This window comes from Novosphingobium sp. Gsoil 351 (assembly GCF_009707465.1).
Lineage (GTDB): Bacteria > Pseudomonadota > Alphaproteobacteria > Sphingomonadales > Sphingomonadaceae > Novosphingobium.
The window spans coordinates 3416741-3432414 of sequence record NZ_CP046120.1; the positions used below are offsets into that span (position 1 = coordinate 3416741).

A 15674-nucleotide genomic window follows, 5' to 3' on the forward strand; every position below is an offset into this window, starting at 1 on the left:
CGGCAACGCCGGCCTGCGTGCTCGGATCTTCGGGCCCTAACGAGGCGCCGCCACGTTCCCAACGCGCGATAGGCCGCGCAAACATTCGGGCTCGCCTTGTCCCGCTGACGGAACGCTTGGCCGCAAATACCCCATCACCTCGTGCTTCAAAATCGGCCGATTTTCTATATTGATCGGCAGAGCGCAGGGGATTTTCTCTTGCGCGCTGCAATCCACCAACGCCCCCGCGGGGGAAACCGGAGATTGCGGCATGGCCGAAGTACCCAAACAAGATGCGGCAGACCAGAAAAGTCAGCCTTTCGCTCCTAACGGTCCGCTGAATTGCCCATCTGGTGTTCTCAGCTCACCGCTTCGCAACGGCACAGCGCTCGATGGGCTTGTCCCCGACCGCCCGCTGATCAACTCGTTGCTGGAGCGTTCCGAGCTGCGCATGGTTGAACCGCCGATCGATCCGTCGATCGACTTTACCCGGTGCCGCGGTTTCGCGCGTCAGCTCAATCGGGCGGCGGTAGCCCTAGGACAATGCGACACATTCGAGATTGAAAGTATCGCGCGCGGTGTGATTGCGCAGCTCCACCAGCCGGGGGTCAAGGAAATTGGCGACCGGAAGCTCGCCTATTACATCTCGAACGATCCGATCGACCCTGTGGTGATCTTCGTAGAAGCTATTCGGCTGGCGCACCGCGCTCTGCACCAAGATGCGTACGGCAACGACGGGCTTGACCTCGACGGTGTCGCCTACATCGTCGAACGTCTGCAGGAAGCGGAAGGCCTGCGGGCGGGCAAGCAGGACATTCGCTTCGACGTGCTGCGGGAGCTGTCGGCCCTGCTGGTGGCTATCCTCGAAAAGGCAGAAGAGGAGTGCTGGGCATGCGTCGAAGCAGGGTGAAAAAGCCAGCCGCCCGGAAGGAAGATCGCCATGGCCTTAGGGACATGTACATCAATCGGCCCGGTGGTGACGCCGGACTGATCATGGCGGGTGTCTGGGGTGATTCCGAAGCCGAATTTGGCGAGATCGCCGCCCTCGAAGCCAAAGATCGTCAGCGCCGTCGCCCGGATCGGTTCACGAACAAGATCAAGCCCAGGACGGGAGCGGGGGCAGCCGCTCATCGTGACTGACCTTTCCAAGGCTGAAGTCTTGAAAGCATTGGCCGCCGCAGAATTTGCGGCGGCCTTTGCGTTGCCACTCGACACGATGGTTACGCTGGACTTCGGACGAATGAATCTGAGCGAACCGAGCGAGGCGCGGGACGAGCTTCAGCGGTTCGTCAAAACTGCCAACGCTTGGCTTTATGACCGGGGGCTTCCGACCGCGTCGATTGCAGTTGTTGAGCGGTCAATGGGCGGAAACATGCATGCACACCTCGCCATGCATGTTCCAGGAATGCGGCGGGACGAAGGTCGGCTTCTGGGTATCCGGCACCGCTCGCACTTCAGGGCATGGGCCAGCGAATACACTGACCGTCGACTTGGCAAGCATGTGCCTAGGGCGGTCAATATTCGCGGCTCGCTTTGTCCGTCCATTCTGCGACATTGGATTAGTGTCAGCTACCTGTTGAAGAGCCATGATCGCGATGCCGTGCTGGTTGGCGCGCGAAATCGCCCTGACCGCGAGACTCTCTGGCTGAGCGACATTCTCGCGTTCGACTACGTCAATCCGGGCGCCGTCGGGCCAGAGCGCCGGCTGTTCATTTCGAGCAATCTCGGGCCTGCGCGGCGCGCGATCGGCACGCCACCCGCAGCGGAGTTTTTGCTCGATCGCCAGCCCCACCTGGCGAATTTGGCGCTCTCGCTTACTGACGCATGCACGGCCCCCGATGCTCCGAGTGGCTTGCCGCGCCCTCGTCCATTTCGCGCTGCCGTGGAAGATGGTGTGTTTGATGTGCGGCGACTATACGGCAGCCAATTCGCGTCCTTTGTAACCGGTCTGGGTCGCCCGGCAAAAGCACCTGACATCCGTGAGTCCTTCCCGAAGCTGTCATTGCTGGAACGGTTAGATTTGTTGGGGGTGTAACCTGCTACTTTCTAAGAGCAGCAGGAAAGCTGTCCGCAAGCTATTGATTACTAACCCTAAAGTAATCGATCGGGTTGCAGGAAGCAGCCTATTCAGCTGGGGATCCTTCCAGTTGAATTGCACTGCCGAAGTCATCAGAGTCGAGAGGATTAAGCCCCTGCTTTCGCAAGGTAATCTGCTGCCACTCGGTCTTGGCAGCGGTGGTGAATATCGGATTCGCCGCGCAGCACCTTCAACCAAGAACCCACGTAGGGACCGTGATCCAGTCGGGGCTCTGTTACTAACCCCAGAATGACGCAGGTGAAGGCGGCTCCCAGCTCGGCGATCAGCTCTTCCATGGCGTAATCCGCAGAGCCAAACCGGGCTGAGTTTGCGATCCACCCGGGTCTTGGCTCCAGTCCAATGGGTCAGTGCGTGTGCGAGGGTATGGGATTCTGCCCCTTGATCCTTGGCTTTCTCGCATCAAACCACCCCCGGCGCCTCGGCCGCAAACTACCGCCCGTTCTCGCCACCGCAGTGCACTCCTACGGGGTGGACGGTGAGTCCCGCACACTAATTAGCTTGCGAGTAGTCCACGATTGGCGAGTGACGTGTCGCTCCTAGCTGTTGATTTGTCTACGATCGCTATTGTCTCTAGTACGCAAAAGGGACTTGATTTCCCACTCTTGCTGGACGGCGATTGAGGAAAGTCAGCGAGGCAGTCAGGAAAAAGACGGGATGCGGCGTTGAGTAGCTCAGATGATGCCGGCCATGAGCCAGCCGTCGATCCGTCGGTCCTGCAGACCGCGATCGAAGCGATATGCGGGGATCACGAGCATTACCCTGCCCACATCAACCGCCTCGAGTTCGACTGGCAACCGAAGTCCCACCTCCTAGACGGCGAGTTCCTGTATCCGCTATTTGGCGCCGGCGGGCCCGATATCGATGCGCTGATCGAGTACATTTACCAATCGCTTGTCCCCTACTGCTTACCTCGCGCGGAGGTGAAACGGGTTACCGATAAGGCGTTCGCTGAAAAAGACATGCACGCTTTAATCGCTCTCGGTGACAAGGCGCGCGAGCTCTTTGTGAGAACGCGCAGCGCGGCGATAACGGGTGGTGAAGCGGGCGAGCTCCTCTTGTTTCTCACGTTGGAAGCCATGGTAAAGGCACCATTGCTCGTTTCCAAGATGAGCCTCAAAACGAATAGCAATATGAACATTCATGGCCGTGATGGCGTGCATGTCCGCTATTGTCCCAAGCTCAAAAGCCTGTTGCTTCATCTGGGCGAGTCCAAGCTCCACAAGGGCGTTGCCGGCGCCATCGACGATGCCATCAAATCCATCACCGAGTATCTTAACGACCTAGCCCTGCGTAAGCGAGAAATCGCAATTATCCATGGCCATATGGATCTGCACGGCATCGATCCAGCCGCGGACCGACATCTGCGTAACCTGTTGAATCCGTATCGCGTGCCGCGTCCACTGAAGCACGAGATCCACACGTGCTTTATCGGTTTCGAATATCCTGCTTACGGCAAGGTAGCTGCCCTCCCGCCGGAGGAGGTGGAGGAGGCGTTCCGGCAGCAATACACCAAACGCGCACTGGAGATCACCGCGCAAATCCAGGATAAAATAGCGGTGGACCTCCCACCCCCAAATAACCTGCAATTCTTCGTCATGCCGTTCCCGGACATCAAGCACTTCCGGAAGACGTTTGCTCAAAAGCTGGGGATGGAAATTGATTGAGGAGCTCGTTGCCGAGATACGGCAGGAAAAGCAGTACGCCGACGACTACAATGGCTTGGTAGTGCGGCGCATGGATCAATCGCTCAGGCACCGCACCGCGCTAGGTCTAACTGAAGACGCGGCCATCGATCGACTTGTGCAGAGTGCGGGAATCTTTAGCCTCAGCGAAAACTCTCGCGCCCGCCGAGAGGCGTTCACCATCGCCACTGCCGCGTACGAGCTTTACGGCGAAGCACTCGGCGGACTAGCTGACGTCCTGCAATTGGTAATGAGCCGCCTGGGCCACTTTCCCTCGCTCGATTTCAGAACCGAGCTGACCGCTCGGCGCAGCAACCTGCCGACACCTGCCCTCCTCGAGACCACAGGGCACCGCGTCGCGAATACGCTCACAACGGAAGCCGGCGAGCTGGCGCTGACCGATTACCAGCGGACCATATGGGACGATCTGCTACTACGGCGATCAATCATCGCGTCCGCGCCGACATCCGCCGGCAAGTCGTTCATGTTTCAGACTTACCTCGCGCAGCAACTAAAGGACGGCGCGATTAAAGCGGCGGCGTTCCTTGTCCCCACACGCGCACTCATCAGCCAGGTAGCGACTTCGCTTACCAAGCAACTCGAAGCGTTTGGCGACGACGCTACCCGAGTCGCAACTGTACCGGTCGTTCAGGATCAGTCGCGACCGACCATCTATGTGATGACCCAGGAGCGGCTTCAGGTACTACTGGCCGACCCTGAGTTCAGCGTCGAAACTATCGTCATCGACGAGGCCCACCAGATCGGTGAGGGTGATCGTGGCGTAATCCTGCAGTCAGTAATCGATGAGTTTCTGGCGCGCGCGCCCTCCACGCAGCTTCTCTTCACTCTTCCCCGCGTATCGAATCCCGAAGCGCTCGCCAGGGTTTTCAGCGTTTCCGAGCCGTCCGTAAGGAAAACCGATGACAGCCCCGTGGGGCAGAACATCATCCTTACGGACGTAAGCGACGCGGTACCCGATGAGGTGCGGACGAAAATCTGGGACGAGCGGGCCATGGCCGAGTTCGTCAAGTTTGACGTCTCTATGCCGTTGGTTCAGGCGGATCAGAAGTTGGTCTACCTGGCCTGGTACTTCGGACGTGGGTCCCAGAGCATCATATACGGCGATACTCGCTCGCGGTGCGAAGGACTTTCATCCCTGCTCTGCGATGTCATCGCCGAAGCTGATCCCGATCGTGTCGTGGACGCTTCAATCCAGGAGAAACGCGCTGAGCTCGCCAAGTTCGCTCAGGAGCATGTCCATCCGGAGTTTCTGCTCGCCAAACACGTCTTGTCAGGTGTGGGTTTTCACTACGGACACATTCCGACCTTGGTCCGGCACGCGATTGAGGCCGCCTTTGAGGATGGCACACTTGACTTCATCGTTTGCACCAGCACGCTGCTTCAAGGAGTCAATCTACCTGCGCGCAACATATTCATGCGCAACCCTGAAAAGGGCGAGAAGCCCATGGATGCGGTCGATTTCTGGAACCTTGCGGGGCGGGCGGGCCGCCTCGGTAAGGAGTTCGAAGGCAATGTCTTTCTCATCGATTACAACGAATGGGAAAGCCAGCCGCTCGCACATGGGCCGGAGGGCGAGGTCAGATCTTCCCTTCAGAAGCAACTTGTAGAGCACACCGATGAGTTCCTCGCTTACATCGGGGATCCTACCATCGCTTCCGGGAAGAACACGCTCCTCGAGAACGTATTCTCGCGGCTATTCCACGACCTGCGGAAGGGAACGCTCGACCAGACGCTGCAGCGCATGCAGGTACCAGCCGAAAAACGAGTAGCGCTCATTGAAGGCCTCGAAGAAGCGGACAACCGGGTAGCAGTGCCGACAGAGACGCTGGCGGCCACCCCCTATATCTCCCCTCATCGGCAACAGAAGCTTTACGCGAAGCTCAAGCGCGACATTCCGAAGAAGGGCGTGGGCCACTACATGCCGCCACATCCTGCGGGTGATTGGAAGACGGTGCAGTCCAAGCTGATCAACGTCTATCGCCGCCTTCAAGTTGAGCTGGACGGGGTGACTAAGGGCGAATCGTACATACGATGGGCTACTCTTTCCTTAAGCTGGATGCGCGGAGACGGTCTGCCAGATCTCATCCAGTTCGAGATCGATCGGGACATCAAGCGAGTTGAGGACGGCCGCGCAAAGGGCGGACAGCAGCGCCGAAGCGGTACCGCCGTCCTCATTCGCAAGATCCTTGAGGACGTCGAGAAGACGCTGCGGTTCAAATTTGTGAAGCAGATGGCCTGCTACAATTCAGTCCTCCGGCAAGTGCTCATTGAACTTGGACACGAGCGCGAAGCCAGCCATATCCCGGCGATCCCGCTGTTCCTGGAAATGGGCGCATCATCCGAAACTATGCTCAGCTTCATCGACCTAGGCCTGTCCCGGATTTCAGCGCGGCTGCTTCAAATGCGCGCGGCGAATTTCGCTATGGACCGGGAAGCCGCCTTGGCTTGGCTCCATCGACAGAACTTTGGTATGGAACTTCCAGATGTCGTGAGACGTGAACTGGCGCCGCTCCTGCGATAGGCCCTTTTAGAGCATTACCGGCGCCTCGACCCGGCCCCCGAGGCCACCTGGCGTCACGACGTGCCACCGCGGCGGGAACTGGGGAGCTGGCAGAGGGCGCCTGTCTTCAGCGAACAGCTGCTTGATACGCGTGCGGCCTGATCTGCCGACAACGTCCGGATGAGCGACGCGCGCGTACTTGGATATCTCGCAGAAGAGGTTCTGGCAGTCGATTGGCTGTAGCCGTCGACCGAAGAGCCCCGGGAAATCGAGGCCACGCTGCGCGAATTCGCGCTCCTGACGTTCGCAAACCCAATGGATCACGTCTTCTGGCGCCGCGCGGCCGACATCTGCGAAGCACTTAGAGATGCCGTCGAGGGCGCCCGGGCCTGCGACCACGAACTCGGATTCCTCGTGCGTCATTAGGGTCGAGTAATTTAGGTCTATCGCGAACTGAAATGCGAGAAACGGCCCTAGGCCAGGCTGATCGAGCAACAGCTTGTAGGCTTCCTGTAGCGAATCCGTCGCTGCCATCTGACCCGGCAGCCCGAGATCCATCATCCTCCACAAGAGCGCTATGTGGTTTCGATGTTTGCGACTGTGGCCGAAATTGGGAGAGGGCATGATGTAGGCCGCCGAATACACTCTGGTGCCTCGGTCGATAGCGCGATCCAACTCCTGACAAATCAGTTCGGGATCGGCGGACTGCCAAGAAATATGGCCCAGCGATCGCTCGAGCATATGCCACGTCGAAACCCGGTTGAAGAGCTTGAACAGCATTGTGCGGAAAAAGACTTCCGCTGGAGCCGGTGACCGGTGCGGCCCGTATTGGACCTCGCTGATAAGGAACTGGCTGACTCGGTCGGCGGCGCGGTAGCAGTTGGTGAAGCGGTGTCGCCGCAGCACCGGATCATCGGTCCATGGCCCCGGCTGTCCGTCGAGGCGGCGCAGGTAGACGGCTTGTCGCTCAGCGGCGAAGCGCCAGTATGTGTCATACACCGCTGTCGTGCGCACGCATTAGCTCCCGGATCGACGGCGCTGCTATGCGATCGCGGCGACCAACGCCAGCGATCGGCTGAAGAATCTGAAATCGCGGCCATAATGCCTGCGATCTGTCCGTTTTCCTTCTCGCGCTGCCTGATATCCGCTAGTTGCGGCGCGTGCGCCGATCAGGGCGGGAGGGATGAGTCAATGGCGACCGCGAAGGCCTTCGGCTTTTGGACATTTGAACGGCTGCTCGAGCGGAGCACAGAGTTCGAGAAGGAACACGGCCGGCCGATCATCGCTCCGTTCTTTCCAGACGAGCAGGGGCGGCGCGAGCGCGCGTCCTATAACATGTCCGTTGGGGAAGAAATCTACATCACCCCCGCCACCCCGGACGACTACAAGTCGAAGGAGTTGCTGGAAGCGAGGGAAAGCCGAGCGATCCCTCCAGGGCAGTTCGCCCTCATGCACAGCGAGGAAGAGGTCTGGATACCGAAGGACGCAATCGCCTTCATCACGCTGAGGTCGAAATCCACGAAGTTCCGCGGACTGGTCAACGTTTCGGGCTTCTATGTGGAGCCGGGTTATCGCGGCAATCTGGTCTTTGCGGTGTTTAATGCAGGGCCCGCGACCATCCATGTAAGTCGCGGCGACAAGTGGTTCGAGATCTTCTTCGCTGATCTGACCGGTCCAGCCGACATCACTGGCAAGAAGAGCACCTTCAAAGGTGTCCCGACCGAACTCATAACTCCACTCTCCGACAGGTTCCACTCGCTTCCAGGTCTCGATCAGAAGATCGACGAGACCCGCGATGAGCTGGACGAGCGGGTGCAGAAGATTGAGCGGGACCATTCCATACTCAGATGGTCCCAAGGCCTGATACTAGGCGCGCTGATTGCGCTGGGTGTAAGGGCGTGCAGCGAGTCAGGGCCGGAGAACGTCGCCGCGCCGCGCGCCGACAGCGAAGCAGCCGCACCCTCGCCGCAGGCCATCGCGACATGACGGCCGATGAAGCTCGGTCAGGGTTGCGCCGTTTTCTGACCGCACTCGGCGCGCTTTTGAAGAAGCTCTGGGCATGGCTGACTCAGGTCTCCGCCTCACATTACGAGATCGCTGGCCGTGTCGCCGTGAAGCTCCTGGCCATTCTGGGCAGCCTTTATGTACTTGATTGGCTGACGGCTCGCCTCGGAGATCGCGCGGACGTTGAGGACTACGCCGTGATCATCGTGGCTGCCAGCATCAGCACCGTGGTGACCGCCACGCTCCTGCTCGCGGAACGACCATCGCCCGACTCTCGCAGGACGGGAGGTCGCGGTCTACGTGACCCGGGTCGTTTTTGGCTGTTTTGCTTCACTCTCGTCGCAGGGACGGTGTTCCTCGCCAGCCTGCTGAGCAGGTTGCCTGACCGTCTCACTCCGCACTGGCTGGCTGACGCGCCGGTTCAAATTCATTGCGAGCTGCGCGATGTGGGGCCGAAGGGTGCGGCTGGCGCCAGAGCTGTTGCGGGCGAGTGTAGATGACGCCGCCTCCCTACGACGCTCCCGCTTTGCGTGAGGGAAACCTGACGCTTGATGTCTACCAGCAATTTGCGGTGGCGACCGATCGCAGCGCGCGCTCGGGTGAGCGTCGCCTGCGCTTCCATCTTCTCGGATTGTTCGGCGAGGTCGGAAGCCTCCTGAGCGAACTGAAGAAGAAGCAACGAGATCACAACTCGTATGCCGCTTACGAACGCTCATCCGTTGAGGAAACCGGGGACGTCCTCTGGTACCTCGCCAACGTCGCCGACGCACTTAACTTGCGACTAAGCGATCTGGCCGCCCGACCAGACAGCGATCCTTCGCTGTTTGGCTGCAGCAGCGCGCCCACGTCGTTTCACGACCTCGAGGGCCAACAGTCGCTCGGCCTTATGTCGCCGGCTTCTGGCGAGTACGTCGAGCGAAGCCTGCTGGACGTCGCCGCTCGCGTCGGGCGCCTGATCCGCCGCGCCAACGAGACAACTGAAGGCGCCGACGCGTTGCGAGAAGACCTCTCGCGCCTGTTCCACAGTCTCGTCACAGCCGCCGCCGATGCGCAGATCAGTCTCGAGAGCTCAGCTCGCTCCAATATCGAAAAGGTCGAGGGTCGCTGGCCAATCGAACGCGTGCACACGCCCTTGTTCGATGAAGATTATGACGACGACGAGCGTCTCCCGCGCCAGTTGGAAGTCGTGTTTCGTGAGAAGGAAGTTCTAGGCGTTAAGTATGTCTTCCAGTCGGTCCACGGCGTGAATCTGGGCGACCGACTTACGGACAATAGCGCCGACCAGGACGACTATCGGTTTCATGACGTCTTCCATCTGGCGTACGCCGCCGTCCTTGGATGGTCGCCTGTGCTGCGAGCGCTGCTTAAGCTCAAGCGCAAGAGCAATCGGGCGGTCGACGAGCAGCAGGACGGCGCGCGAGCCATCATTACAGAGGAAGGCATTTCGAACTGGATCTTCAGTCACGGTCTTCGCCATCAGGCCTTCGCTGATGTGACATCCCTCGACTTCGAGCTTCTGCGCACCATCCATCAGATGGTGCGAGGTTACGAAGTCCAACGATGCCCAATGTGGATGTGGGAGGATGCCATTCTTCAGGGCTTCACAGCGTTTCGGTATCTCCGGGAGCATCGTGCGGGTACGTTCATCGCCGACCTTGAAGCACGGCGGCTAATCATCAAAGAGGGCGTGACGCGATGAACTGGGCCTCCGGAAAGGATCTTATAGACGAGCTGGCAGGCATCTCGCTGGCTAACGTCTTCAACCCGTACCGAGATCGATGTCAGCTGCACGACCTGCCGAACGCCCCGGCGATCCGACGATCCAACATGGAGACCATCATGGACGCCGGTCTCGCTGCTGGCGCGGATGAGTTGTGGGTGGGACTTGAACTTGGGGCTAAAGGCGGCCGGCGAACAGGCTTGCCGCTCACCGATGAGGTTAATCTGCAAACTTGCGGTGAATACTGGAGCTCACCCGCTCTCGCCAGGGCCACCAGTGGAGCGCCAGTAAAGGAAGAAACCGCCAGGTTTGTCTGGAAGGCGATGAACGGGCGCGCCGGTCGAGTATTCTTCTGGAACGCCTTTCCGTTTCATACGCATGGGCCTGACGGCATTAAAAATCGCGGACACACTCCCGCCGAGTTCGCCTGCATGCCCCCCATTTTGCCATGGCTCGTGGACGCGCTCGGTGTAGAGCGCATCGTTGCTCTGGGTCGCCCGGCTGAGCGAGCGCTGAGCCGCATGCGAATGCCGTCGCGCTACGTCAGGCATCCGGGGAGAGGCGGGGGCGAGCTGTTCTTAAAATCGATCTAGCTAAGATAGCGATGCGACGCGGTCTGAGCAGCTGATCTCCGGAGGGACTCTGTTCAGTCAGCTAACGCCCAACTCATGGCGAACGCTAAGCGCGAGCCGCAGCTTGATCGATGTGGGGAGTGACGCGACCGATCACTCACATTGCCGCGCGTAAGCGCCGCTTGACCCTAGCAGGCGTTGACCGCGGGCGGCTCATTTGCATGAGCCGAACGACGGCTTCATCGGTGTTTGATCGGCGAAACAGACAGTCCACTAACGGCCCAAACGGACTTTAAACCCCGGGCGGTTGGGAAACGGCAAGTTGCCAATATGGATCACAACCGCCGATACGTTATCGATACCGCCCGCATTGAGGGCGGCCTGGACGACTCGTTCGGCGGAATGAGAGTCAGATGAATACAGCAAGGCCGCGATTTCCGCGTCCGTGAGCATGTCGGTGAGCCCGTCGGAACAGAGCAGAAGCGCCGCGCCAGGTGCCAGGCCGATCTCTTGGACGTGCGGCCCGAGCTCTGCCGGGGCGTCTAGGCCGCCGGGGCATTGCGTGAGCATGTTGCCGCCGATCACGTCGTCCTGACTGAGCTGGGTCAGTGTGTGTTGATGGTGAAGGTAGACCCTGCTGTCGCCCAAGTTGAAAACCAAAGCTCGATCGCCAAGCAAGATGACACCGGCGATCGTTGTGCCCATGCCCGCGAGCGCCGGATGGCGCTCCATGATGTCGAAGAGAGCCTCGTTCACCGCTTGCAATGCTGCAGTGACCTGCTCCGAGTTGGTGAGCTGGCTCATGACCGGTCTCAGCAACTCGATGGCGAGCTGGCTTGCGGCCTCGCCGGCAACATGCCCGCCCATCCCATCGCCCACCAGCGCCCAGCCATGCCGGAGCGCGAGTTCCCCTTCCCAACAGAAGAGGGGGAACGCGTCCGTGCCGGCCACTGCGATAGAGTCTTCGTTGTTCGCGCGCACGTGACCAACGTCGGTCATGGCCGAACACTGTGCGAAGGTGTTAAGCATCACAATCTTCATTGGTCGCTTTTGACGAAGGCGCCCGCGCGGACGGACATGCGATTTCGGCTAGCAGATAATCCTACCGGACAACCGGGCCTGTTCTGCATAGACAGAGAGTGGCCGATCGGCGCTGAAGTGTTCGTCGCGTTCGACAGCGAGCCCGAATGGTCCGCGCAGGTTTTCGAGGTCGCTGAGGCGGACGTAGCCGAGCTCTGGCGAGGAAAACCCGAGATCGCAAAGGCCGAAGGCACGATCCTCGTCGTCAGGATCGAGCTCCGTCAGGAGCCAGGTGGCATTCGCGTCTGGTGTGAAAAGCTTGATCACCGGGTGCGGGTCGAAGGTCTCCCCGCCAGCGGTGCAGTGACCGTTGGCGAGGAGCTGTGCGAAGGGCGCTTCGTCTATGAAGGCGGGGCGCGCCGTCCGCGACACGTCAGGCGGCCTTGGGTTTCGGGCTGCGAACGACGGCCGGCCTGGCCGGTGGGGCTTGCTCGGTCTGCCACGTCTTGCCCTTGGCCTTCACAGCTGCACGCACGACCTCATCGATTCTGCCCCAGTCCAGGTATCTTTCGGTAAGAGCGAGCGAATGATCGTGGGCTCCTGACCAGCCGAATGCGCCGACCAGCTGCTCCAGCTCCACGTTGACGAAGGGTACCTGTCCATTGGTCGGCTTCGCGAGGAAGCTGGCATAGAGCGACGCGCTGTTCTGCACGAGGTGGTTGAGGCGCGGCGCGACCAGCACGAAGTAAGCCTCGGCGTAGGCGCCGCGCATCACCACAGCCTGGGCCAGCAGATGCTCGCGGAACAGTTGCTGCAGCGGATTGACGCGCAGCGCCGCGTGATCCGGTTCCTTGAACAGTCCCGATGAACGGGCGAGGTCGGTGTAACGCGGATTGAGCTCCGGCGGTGCCGGCTCGGTGCCCGTCTCGCTGTACTTGACCTCGAGCCCCAAGAGGCCGCGCTTTCCGTCGCTCCGCTCGTAGACGAAGGCGACGTCGAAGGCACTGCGGTCGCCTGTCAGGGTCGGATCCTGTCGACCTGGGCTGTGTTCGAAGAGCACGTCGACCACCGCCTTGAGGTCGATACCGGGAATGATCGCACGAAGGACCCGCGCGGCGAGGTCGCGGTCGAGATGCAGCGGCACGCAGGCATTGAAAGCCAAGGGCATGGACGAAAGAAGGTTGGTGAACAGCCGGTTCTGGTCGATCAGCGCATCACGTTCCTGGTAGGCAGCTTCGAGCCGGGCAATCTCGGCGATCGCGGGGGTGAGGAAGTTGCGGCCTTCGGTGCCGGCAGCGGTCGAGATCAGCGAACCGATGGTACGCTTGCTTCCAGAGGTCCTGGTGTAGGTACCAATTGGCAGGTTCTGGCGCTGGCGCCACAACGACTGAAGAAGCCGCGCGCAGGAACGGAAGCGGTTGTCGAACTGCTCATAGACGCGGTGCTTCACGAGCACAGCAGTCGGGACTATCGGCAACTGGGTAATGGGGTTGTCAGCGACAGGGATCATTGAGTTCCTCCTGTGCCGCCTGCGAGATTGCAGGGGCACAGGAAGGATTCACGATGGGGGCAGCGATGTTTGCAGACCGTTCGTGCGATAGGGCGTGAAGCCTAATCTTCAAAGCGAGGTTGGTCGAGCCACGCCCGCAAAGCGGCGATGCCGCGCTGCGCACCAGCCCTCTTGTTGTCCTCGTTGAGCGTCCCACTGTCCGGGTAATAGCTGGTGCGCTTGTCGAGCTTGAGCTGACAGTCGATCGGGCGCTTTGCGACCCGCCTGTATTCTTCGATCAGGTGGATCGCCTGGCGCATATCGGGCGTGTCCCCTGGCTTCACCTTTGCGTCGGGCATCTGGTCGAACTTCACGGGCTTTCTCCTTTTTCTCAATGGTTCTCCCGGGAACGCAGGGAAGAATTTTTAGGAGGTGAAGGTGAAGATGGAGATGGAGATGGAGATGGAGATGGAGATGGAGGTAGAAGAGAAGGTGGAAGTATTAGGGGCAGGGGCAGGGGGGCAGGGGCAGGGGATATAGGATCTGCAGCTGTCGGTCCGACTGGCCGACCAACGGTCAGTCCCCCCATCGTTTCTGGCAGGGCGCTAGGGACCGCCCCAATCAGTCTGTCGAATGGAGTCGCGAAAGGTCGACTCCTATTTCGATCGTATTGATCGCCGCCTTCAGATTGGAAACCGTGAGTCCCTTGTCATATCGCGCTGTCTCACCTGCGGTTGCATGGCCGGTCACGGCGTCGATGACCGTGTGTTGCACGCCCGCGCGTGACATGAAGGTAGTCGCACTATGGCGGAACGAGTGGAAGTCGCGGCCCGGGACGAAAAGGTCGGTCTCGCGTCGATAGCGGCTGAACCACTTCGAGTAGTTGTGGCCCAGGCGATCGTCCGCTCCGCCCGGCTGAAGATTGGGAAAGAGCAAGGTCTTGCCCATGTTCCGCTGCTCTTCGGCATAAATGAGGAGTCCAAGGCGGAGGAGCTCGTCATGGACCGGCACCTGTCGGATAGCATTCGCGTTCTTGAGTTGCTGGCCCGACCGGATGTTGAGATCGAAGATCCAGATGCCATCAACCTGACGAAGGTCCGCGAGGCGAAGCTGGCAGATTTCCTCCTGCCGCATGCCGGTGAATACGGCGATCAGTGGCAGCCAGAACTTCTCATCCCGCAAGATTAGGGTGCCGGGCTTCGATCGGCGATGCGGAGACTGGCAACCTGCCCAAACGGGCGAGGAAAACAGCGCCTGGAGCTCGTCCGTTTCCCACATCTGTCGCTGGTCGCGGGCCCGCTTGCTGGCGGCGAACTTCCATTCGGCAAAGATGTTTGCGTCGGCTCGACCATGCTCGATCACAGATGCCCATAGCGACGCAAGTGCCGCAAAGTGTCGCTGAACGGTGCGGGGAGAAAGCCGCCGTATGTCGAGCGAGCGGGAGCGCTCGATTATCTGATCCCCCCTCAGACCGCGATATTCGGGGGCCTTACCGTAGTTGGCTGGAAGGTCCTCCAGGAGTTCCTTGAACCGTGCTGCATCACGGCGCGTGAAGTGCGCAAGTGGACGGTCGCCAAAATGTTCGGCGAACAGCTCGAACGTCTTCCGCGCCTGCAAGGCGGTTTGCTGCTCCCAGACCTTGCGCCGCAACTGAGCCTGCCGAAACGCTTCCGCCTCCTCGCTGAACGGTGGGCCAGCCGGGACCAGCACTGGTGAGGAAACCGGTTCCGGTTTGGAAGCCGCTCGGGGGATCGCAGCAGGTTCTTCCAGCGTGGCCAGGAGCAGCCTGTCCTTGGGTTCGTAGTTGAAGTCGCCTTCGGCCCGTGCCCTCAAGGTCTCCGCCACCTCCACCCCGGCTCGCAGCATGGCGTGAGACGCGCGTCGCGCGTCGACCTTGTCCAGTGACACCTCCCGACCAAAGCGCCGGGCGAGCATTGTGCTGGTGATTGTCCTCACCGACCCGAAGGCGCTGTTGGCCAGGTCGATGCGGGAACGCTCCGCGAGTTGCCGGTAATGTTCGACATAGTGTGCGCGCCGATCCTCGGGGATAGGGTCGTCACGCATCAGCCGGACCGCTTCGTCCTGCGCGAGGATAGAGCTGTAAAAGTCTTTCACCAGGGCCGTGATGTCGTCGTCGGTCAGCATCGGCCCGGCTTTGACAGCATCGAACAATTCCTCAGTGCAGACGTAAAGAGTCCGCGACAAGCGGCGAGCGAGTGCGACGTCCGCCGTACGCAGACTGCACGTTAACTCGTTCCGAGTGAAGAGTTCTTGAAGCACTGCGGGGACCGCACGGCGGAAGTGAAAGATCCCTCCGCGTCGCACCGTATTTGGGACCGAACCCATGCCCAGATAGCCTTTCTCTGTAGCAGGGTTCTGTAGCAAAACCCCACCGTGCTACAGGCGCCGTCAGAAAAGCTATTCGTGGCAATGAGTTGCGGCGAAACTGGCTGGGGCGGCAGGATTCGAACCTGCGAATGGCGGCATCAAAAGCCGCTGCCTTACCACTTGGCGACGCCCCAGCAGGCGGCGCGCTTATAGCGGGCGAAGGCGCGAAGGGAAGGGGCGGAACTTCGATGCGGCGAGCCC

The 15674-nt window shown here is 60.3% G+C and carries 16 protein-coding genes and 1 tRNA gene; 9 read left to right on the plus strand and 8 right to left on the minus strand.

From position 1 onward, the window contains the following. The first annotated feature begins 250 nt into the window (after nucleotides 1-250). The 3 genes from GKE62_RS16450 to GKE62_RS16460 are packed head-to-tail and all read left to right on the plus strand — an operon-like array spanning nucleotide 251 to nucleotide 2014. On the plus strand, nucleotides 251-889 hold the full coding sequence (locus tag GKE62_RS16450) for a hypothetical protein (protein ID WP_154693177.1): 639 nt from the start codon (nucleotides 251-253) through the stop codon (nucleotides 887-889). A 44-nt stretch (nucleotides 890-933) separates the two neighbouring features. Continuing rightward, nucleotides 934-1119, plus strand: a complete 186-nt coding sequence (locus GKE62_RS16455) for a hypothetical protein (RefSeq protein ID WP_154693178.1) — start codon at nucleotides 934-936, stop codon at nucleotides 1117-1119. Then, nucleotides 1112-2014 (plus strand): hypothetical protein, encoded by a 903-nt coding sequence (locus GKE62_RS16460; RefSeq protein WP_154693179.1) that lies wholly within the window; start codon nucleotides 1112-1114, stop codon nucleotides 2012-2014. Before GKE62_RS16455 ends, GKE62_RS16460 begins: the two co-directional genes overlap by 8 nt. A gap of 149 nt (nucleotides 2015-2163) precedes the next feature. On the opposite strand, the gene GKE62_RS19225 is transcribed toward GKE62_RS16460, so the two are convergent. After that, a complete protein-coding gene (locus GKE62_RS19225) occupies nucleotides 2164-2418 on the minus strand; it encodes a zincin-like metallopeptidase domain-containing protein (protein WP_370516110.1) in 255 nt (84 codons plus the stop codon). A gap of 321 nt (nucleotides 2419-2739) precedes the next feature. On the opposite strand from GKE62_RS19225, the gene GKE62_RS16470 reads away from it, so the two are divergent. Both GKE62_RS16470 and GKE62_RS16475 read left to right on the plus strand, forming a co-directional pair. Further along, nucleotides 2740-3741 (plus strand): DUF1837 domain-containing protein, encoded by a 1002-nt coding sequence (locus GKE62_RS16470; RefSeq protein WP_154693181.1) that lies wholly within the window; start codon nucleotides 2740-2742, stop codon nucleotides 3739-3741. After that, the gene (locus GKE62_RS16475; RefSeq protein WP_154693182.1) at nucleotides 3734-6301 is read left to right on the plus strand and encodes a DEAD/DEAH box helicase; all 2568 of its coding nucleotides are present in this window, start codon (nucleotides 3734-3736) and stop codon (nucleotides 6299-6301) included. Before GKE62_RS16470 ends, GKE62_RS16475 begins: the two co-directional genes overlap by 8 nt. 6 nt (nucleotides 6302-6307) lie before the next feature. Here GKE62_RS16475 and GKE62_RS16480 read toward each other — a convergent pair whose 3' ends face one another. Beyond that, nucleotides 6308-7294 carry a nucleotide kinase domain-containing protein gene (locus tag GKE62_RS16480; protein WP_154693183.1) on the minus strand — a complete coding sequence of 329 codons (987 nt, stop codon included), beginning with the start codon at nucleotides 7292-7294 and terminating at the stop codon, nucleotides 6308-6310. Nucleotides 7295-7471: 177 nt separating this feature from the next. Between GKE62_RS16480 and GKE62_RS16485 the strand changes: the two genes are divergently transcribed. The 4 genes from GKE62_RS16485 to GKE62_RS16500 are packed head-to-tail and all read left to right on the plus strand — an operon-like array spanning nucleotide 7472 to nucleotide 10597. Beyond that, nucleotides 7472-8266 carry a hypothetical protein gene (locus GKE62_RS16485; protein ID WP_195908490.1) on the plus strand — a complete coding sequence of 265 codons (795 nt, stop codon included), beginning with the start codon at nucleotides 7472-7474 and terminating at the stop codon, nucleotides 8264-8266. Beyond that, on the plus strand, nucleotides 8263-8784 hold the full coding sequence (locus GKE62_RS16490; RefSeq protein WP_154693185.1) for a hypothetical protein: 522 nt from the start codon (nucleotides 8263-8265) through the stop codon (nucleotides 8782-8784). The genes GKE62_RS16485 and GKE62_RS16490 overlap by 4 nt, the downstream gene beginning before the upstream one ends. Next, a complete protein-coding gene (locus GKE62_RS16495; protein WP_154693186.1) occupies nucleotides 8781-9983 on the plus strand; it encodes a nucleoside triphosphate pyrophosphohydrolase family protein in 1203 nt (400 codons plus the stop codon). The genes GKE62_RS16490 and GKE62_RS16495 overlap by 4 nt, the downstream gene beginning before the upstream one ends. Continuing rightward, a complete protein-coding gene (locus GKE62_RS16500; protein WP_154693187.1) occupies nucleotides 9980-10597 on the plus strand; it encodes a uracil-DNA glycosylase in 618 nt (205 codons plus the stop codon). The genes GKE62_RS16495 and GKE62_RS16500 overlap by 4 nt, the downstream gene beginning before the upstream one ends. 252 nt (nucleotides 10598-10849) lie before the next feature. Here GKE62_RS16500 and GKE62_RS16505 read toward each other — a convergent pair whose 3' ends face one another. The 6 genes from GKE62_RS16505 to GKE62_RS16530 all read right to left on the minus strand — a co-directional run bounded on the left by GKE62_RS16505 (nucleotide 10850) and on the right by GKE62_RS16530 (nucleotide 15607). Beyond that, entirely contained in the window at nucleotides 10850-11575 is a 726-nt protein-coding gene (locus GKE62_RS16505) for a PP2C family serine/threonine-protein phosphatase (protein WP_195908491.1), read from the minus strand. Between the two features lie 90 nt (nucleotides 11576-11665). Continuing rightward, on the minus strand, nucleotides 11666-12028 hold the full coding sequence (locus GKE62_RS16510; RefSeq protein WP_230206771.1) for a DUF2958 domain-containing protein: 363 nt from the start codon (nucleotides 12026-12028) through the stop codon (nucleotides 11666-11668). Nucleotide 12029: 1 nt separating this feature from the next. Further along, a complete protein-coding gene (locus GKE62_RS16515) occupies nucleotides 12030-13106 on the minus strand; it encodes a hypothetical protein (RefSeq protein ID WP_154693189.1) in 1077 nt (358 codons plus the stop codon). 101 nt (nucleotides 13107-13207) lie between these two features. Next, nucleotides 13208-13459 carry a hypothetical protein gene (locus GKE62_RS16520; protein ID WP_154693190.1) on the minus strand — a complete coding sequence of 84 codons (252 nt, stop codon included), beginning with the start codon at nucleotides 13457-13459 and terminating at the stop codon, nucleotides 13208-13210. Between the two features lie 247 nt (nucleotides 13460-13706). After that, nucleotides 13707-15431: a site-specific integrase gene (locus GKE62_RS16525; RefSeq protein WP_154693191.1), complete on the minus strand. Its 1725-nt coding sequence runs from the start codon at nucleotides 15429-15431 to the stop codon at nucleotides 13707-13709. A 101-nt stretch (nucleotides 15432-15532) separates the two neighbouring features. Beyond that, nucleotides 15533-15607: transfer RNA gene (locus GKE62_RS16530), tRNA-Gln, on the minus strand. Nucleotides 15608-15674 lie beyond the last annotated feature (67 nt).

Coding starts and splice junctions, on each gene's coding strand:
- GKE62_RS16450 (WP_154693177.1), top strand. CDS start 251: ATGGCCGAAGTACCCAAACAAGATGCGGCAGACCAGAAAAGTCAGCCT.
- GKE62_RS16455 (WP_154693178.1), top strand. CDS start 934: ATGTACATCAATCGGCCCGGTGGTGACGCCGGACTGATCATGGCGGGT.
- GKE62_RS16485 (WP_195908490.1), top strand. CDS start 7,472: ATGGCGACCGCGAAGGCCTTCGGCTTTTGGACATTTGAACGGCTGCTC.
- GKE62_RS16490 (WP_154693185.1), top strand. CDS start 8,263: ATGACGGCCGATGAAGCTCGGTCAGGGTTGCGCCGTTTTCTGACCGCA.
- GKE62_RS16495 (WP_154693186.1), top strand. CDS start 8,781: ATGACGCCGCCTCCCTACGACGCTCCCGCTTTGCGTGAGGGAAACCTG.
- GKE62_RS16500 (WP_154693187.1), top strand. CDS start 9,980: ATGAACTGGGCCTCCGGAAAGGATCTTATAGACGAGCTGGCAGGCATC.
- GKE62_RS16505 (WP_195908491.1), bottom strand. CDS start 11,575: ATGACCGACGTTGGTCACGTGCGCGCGAACAACGAAGACTCTATCGCA.
- GKE62_RS16515 (WP_154693189.1), bottom strand. CDS start 13,106: ATGATCCCTGTCGCTGACAACCCCATTACCCAGTTGCCGATAGTCCCG.
- GKE62_RS16525 (WP_154693191.1), bottom strand. CDS start 15,431: ATGGGTTCGGTCCCAAATACGGTGCGACGCGGAGGGATCTTTCACTTC.